Genomic DNA, 4,198 nt, shown 5'->3' with positions numbered 1-4,198 from the left:
TCTTCAATACAGACAATATCAGTGCGGAATGTTTTGGAAAGTAACCCAAAGCGGCCCGGCGGGGTCCTGTGTAGTCACCCTTTAGGCGGAACTCTCCTAATGGGTTGAGCGTTCTGGATTCTTGCTTGCTACCGTTTATCGCGTATAGCTACCGTTTGCGGAATAAGTAACACTCCTTAATAAACCGTGTAGAATCTCAGATAAGCACGGAGCTTTCCAGGGAGACGCTGTCCTTTGTTATGTGCAAAGGGCGGCGTCTCTTTGGCGCTTGGACGCCGTTGTGCAACAGTGCGGCGGCGCGTGCCATGTATTGAAAAGCCAATGTCGAGATGGGTCGTGATGATAATGGGCAAGTACGTAATCGTGGTTGAATCTGGTTCGGATGTAACGCCAGAGCTTTGCGAGCGCTACGGCATCGTGCGTGTGCCCATGCATGTCACGATTGGTGACGAGACTGTCGAGGACGGCTCGATCGATCCGCTCGAGATTTATTCGCGCTGCAACGAGTTTGGCGTGATGCCCAAGACCAGCGGCTGTGCGCCGGCAGATTTCTCCCGCGTGTACGACCGCATCCATGCCGAACAGCCCGACGCGACCATTTTGCATCTTGCATATTCCGAGGCCACGACCTGTTCGCATCAGTCCTCGAAGATCGCCGCCCAGGGGCGCGATTACGTCTACTCCATGGATACGCGCTTTGTCTCGGTAGGCCAGTCGCTCGTTGTCGTCGAGACCGCCAAATACATCGAGGCTCACCCCGATGCCACCGTTGACGAAATCTTTGCATTTACGAACTCAGTCATGGACCGCGTGCTGTTGGGCTTTGTTCCTACCGACCTTGCCTTCCTTAAGGCGGGTGGTCGCTTGTCCAACGTCGCGTTCCTAGGCGCCCATTTGCTCAAGATTAAGCCCTGTATCGAGGTGACGGGTGGCAAGTTCGTGGCCACCAAGAAGTTCCGCGGCTCTATGCTCAAGTGCGCCCGCGCCTTTATCGATCACATGGTTGAGAAGGGCGAGATCGACTATTCGCACATTGGCTTGGCGTATTCGGTGGGCCTTTCCGAGGAGCTGCGCGACGATATGGAAGTCTATGCGCACGACCTGGGCTTTAAGGACGTTACCTGGACTCAGGTCGGCGGCGTCATCTCGAGCCACTGCGGCCCGACCGCCTTTGGCGCGGTGCTTACGCTTAAGGCGTAGGGCCTGGCGTCTATCGATTTCTATTGCTTCGGCGGCGAGCGGGTTGTGACAACCTTCCCGCCGCTTTTGCGTGGAGTCAAATAGGACGATCTAATTGACCGCTAAACCGTTTCGCCATCAGGCGTATGGGCTAGAATGGCTCTGGCATTTTAATTGACAAAAACCAAAGAGAGGCAAGGTTGCGGGAATGGCTGAGATGACGCTTGAGGGTGTGGATGCTCATCCCGAGGACTCTGCGTATGCCCTGGGTCGCGTGCATTCGATCGAGACGATGGGAACGGTCGACGGACCCGGCATCCGCTTTGTGGTGTTTGTTCAGGGCTGTCCCATGCGCTGCGCGTATTGCCACAATCCCGATACCTGGTCTGTTAACGGCGGCACGATGGTGACCGTCGAGCACCTGATGGACGAGTTCCAGAGTAACCATGAGTTTTACCGTAGCGGCGGCATTACCGTTTCGGGTGGCGAACCGCTCCTGCAGCCCGAGTTTTTGGCCGACCTGTTCCGCGTGATGCACAACAACCCCGATGGCCGCGTGCATACCTGCCTAGACAGCTGCGGATATGCGTTTGACCCCAACCACCCCGAGAAGTTCGACGCTGTGCTCAACGAGACCGATATGGTGCTGCTCGACATCAAGCATGCCGATCCGGTTGAGCATAAAAAGCTGACCGGTTGCGATCCTGCGCGCATCCTGGCGTTTGGCGATGAGCTTGCCCGTCGCAAGATTAAGGTTGTTATTCGCCACGTGGTGGTGCCGGGTATCACCGATACGGCGGAGGAATGCGAGAAGCTCGGTCGCCTGATCGCTCCATGGCACAACGTGGTGGGCCTGGAAATGCTGCCGTATCACACGATGGGTGTCGTCAAGTACGAGCAACTGGGTATTCCCTATAAGCTCGAGGGCGTGCCCCAGATGGATACCGCGCGCATGCCCGAGCTGCGCAACGCCGTCATGGCCGGCATGAAAAAGCGCCGTGCCGAACTCAAAAACGCTATCGGCTAGCAGGGCACTCATTGGGGACAGACTTAAATGAGTGCCCCCGGGCACCTAGTTGATTGCTAGGGAGCCCCGTCAAGTTGCGGTGGAATAGTTCTTGTTTTTCGGCTTATGCCGCCCAAACAGGAACTATTTCACCGCAACTGCGTTTTGGGCAAAGATGCGCAACGGAATCGGTGTTTTTGCATAGAAACGCCTGTTTATTGTTTAGAGACACCTTAAACGCGACTGAATATCTTTGGAAAGAAATGCCTGCTATCGACATCGATGGCCGTACCTATGTCATGAGCGCCATGACATCGATGCCGTGGAGCGACCACTCGAGCGAGGTTGCGGCCGCGATTGCAAAGGCGCTGTTTGATACGCGAGCTGCGCTGGCTTAGCGTGTTCGTTTGGCGAGGTCAAACAAAATGCTGGTACCATACCGTGGTTGAGAATTTCGTATAGGTTTGGGGAATGGTATGGCTACCATCGCGATTATCGGTGCGCTCGAAAAAGAGATCATGCAGATTAAGGAAGAGCTGAGCGACGTTTGCGAGGCGCGGGAGGCAGGCTTGACCGTTGTGAGCGGTGAGCTCGACGGTCTGACAGTTGTTGCCACAACGGCGGGCATGGGCACGGTGAACGCCGCTGCTGCAACACAGCACCTCATTAGCAAGTATGCTCCGCAGGCTGTTGTGTTTTCGGGCATTGCGGGCGGTTTGAACCCCAAGCTCCATATCGACGACGTGGTCATTGGTAAACGCCTACGCTATCTGGATACCGATACCGCGCTTATCGCCGAGTCCGCACCGGGGCTCGAGGAGTTTGGCTCGACACCCGCGCTGGTCGATATTGCCGTCGACGTGCTTGCTGAGCGTGGGTTCGTTGACGCTTCAACAAATGCAGTCGCTTCGAACGAGGGCACCAAACAGTTCCTGGTCGGCACGATTGCCACGGGTAACCGCTTTGTGACGGGCGCCGCCATGCGCAACGACGCTATCGAGGCGACGCATGCCGATTGTGTCGGCATGGAGGGCGCGGCAATTGCCCATGTCGCAACCAAAAATGGTGTCGATTGCCTGGTGTTGCGCGCTATCAGCGATAATTGTGACGAGGCGTACGATGCAATTTGCGACCGAGAGTTCGATCTGTTCGAGTATGCGCGTGTCGCAAGTGATATCACGCTCGATATCGTCCGCCGCATTGCCGCCGCGCAATAGCGCGCTCTTTTGTAAGAACCTACGACCAAGGAGTGTCCATGGCCGATTCCATTAACTACCAGCTTGCCAAGTTCGTCGCCAGCTACGGCAAGGTTTCGCAGATTCCCGAGTCCACCTGCCCCGAGGTGAGCTTTGTCGGCCGCTCCAACGTGGGCAAGTCGTCGATTATGAACAAGCTCTTTGGCCGCAAGAACCTGGTCAAGGTTTCCAGTACGCCGGGCAAGACGAGCAACATCAACTTCTTTGAGGCCGACGACGTGCACTTCGTCGACCTGCCGGGCTATGGTTTCGCCCGTCGTTCTAAGGCCGAGCGTGACCGCTGGGCCGAGCTTATCGGCGACTTCTTCGACTCCGAGCGCAGCTTTAACTTGGTCGTCTCGCTGGTGGACATTCGTCACGACCCTAGCAAGCTCGACCACGACATGATCGACTACCTACAGGGCAACGAGTTCAACTTTATCGTCTGCCTCACCAAAGCCGACAAGCTCAGCCGCACCCAGCAGGCCCGCCAGGCAGCAGCCATCAAAAAGCAGCTCAACGTCCCGGCCGAAAACGTGATCATCACAAGCTCCCAGACCGGCACCGGCATCGACGAACTCAAAAAGCGCATCGCCGAGGCCTGCCTCTAGTAAGGGTCCCATCCCAGTAAGGGCCCCCACCAATAAAAAGCCAAACCATCAGCCCGGCGCCCCTTCAAAGCGTGGGTTCCTATAGACATCGTCGACCACGTTGCTGTAGGGCCGCCCAAGGGTATCCCCTTAAAAACATTCCGCACTGATATTGTCTGTATTGAAGA

At 56.4% G+C, this 4,198-nt stretch carries 5 protein-coding genes; all 5 read left to right on the top strand.

All coding sequences use genetic code 11. The features are described 5' to 3' along the window. Positions 1-345 precede the first annotated feature (345 nt). The 5 genes from DW913_RS09860 (at position 346) to yihA (ending at position 4,031) form a co-directional block, all read left to right on the top strand. Positions 346-1,200: a DegV family protein gene (locus DW913_RS09860; RefSeq protein ID WP_233542053.1), complete on the top strand. Its 855-nt coding sequence runs from the start codon at positions 346-348 to the stop codon at positions 1,198-1,200. Between the two features lie 187 nt (positions 1,201-1,387). Continuing rightward, complete coding sequence (pflA, locus tag DW913_RS09855; protein WP_117798374.1) at positions 1,388-2,206, top strand: pyruvate formate-lyase-activating protein; 819 nt, start codon at positions 1,388-1,390, stop codon at positions 2,204-2,206. A gap of 242 nt (positions 2,207-2,448) precedes the next feature. Then, positions 2,449-2,583: a hypothetical protein gene (locus tag DW913_RS10235; RefSeq protein WP_255415065.1), complete on the top strand. Its 135-nt coding sequence runs from the start codon at positions 2,449-2,451 to the stop codon at positions 2,581-2,583. Positions 2,584-2,661: 78 nt separating this feature from the next. After that, on the top strand, positions 2,662-3,402 hold the full coding sequence (gene mtnN / locus DW913_RS09850; protein ID WP_117637019.1) for a 5'-methylthioadenosine/S-adenosylhomocysteine nucleosidase: 741 nt from the start codon (positions 2,662-2,664) through the stop codon (positions 3,400-3,402). Positions 3,403-3,440: 38 nt separating this feature from the next. Then, positions 3,441-4,031, top strand: coding sequence for a ribosome biogenesis GTP-binding protein YihA/YsxC (gene yihA / locus DW913_RS09845; RefSeq protein WP_006234871.1), 591 nt, complete (start codon positions 3,441-3,443; stop codon positions 4,029-4,031). Positions 4,032-4,198 lie beyond the last annotated feature (167 nt).

Source organism: Collinsella sp. AM42-18AC, assembly GCF_003467965.1.
In the GTDB taxonomy this organism is placed as follows: domain Bacteria; phylum Actinomycetota; class Coriobacteriia; order Coriobacteriales; family Coriobacteriaceae; genus Collinsella.
This window is presented reverse-complemented; position numbering and strand designations above follow the sequence as displayed.

Excerpts from the sequence above, each read along its gene's own strand:
- DW913_RS09860 (WP_233542053.1), top strand. The coding sequence starts at position 346 with ATGGGCAAGTACGTAATCGTGGTTGAATCTGGTTCGGATGTAACGCCA.
- pflA (WP_117798374.1), top strand. The coding sequence starts at position 1,388 with ATGGCTGAGATGACGCTTGAGGGTGTGGATGCTCATCCCGAGGACTCT.
- yihA (WP_006234871.1), top strand. The coding sequence starts at position 3,441 with ATGGCCGATTCCATTAACTACCAGCTTGCCAAGTTCGTCGCCAGCTAC.
- mtnN (WP_117637019.1), top strand. The coding sequence starts at position 2,662 with ATGGCTACCATCGCGATTATCGGTGCGCTCGAAAAAGAGATCATGCAG.
- DW913_RS10235 (WP_255415065.1), top strand. The coding sequence starts at position 2,449 with ATGCCTGCTATCGACATCGATGGCCGTACCTATGTCATGAGCGCCATG.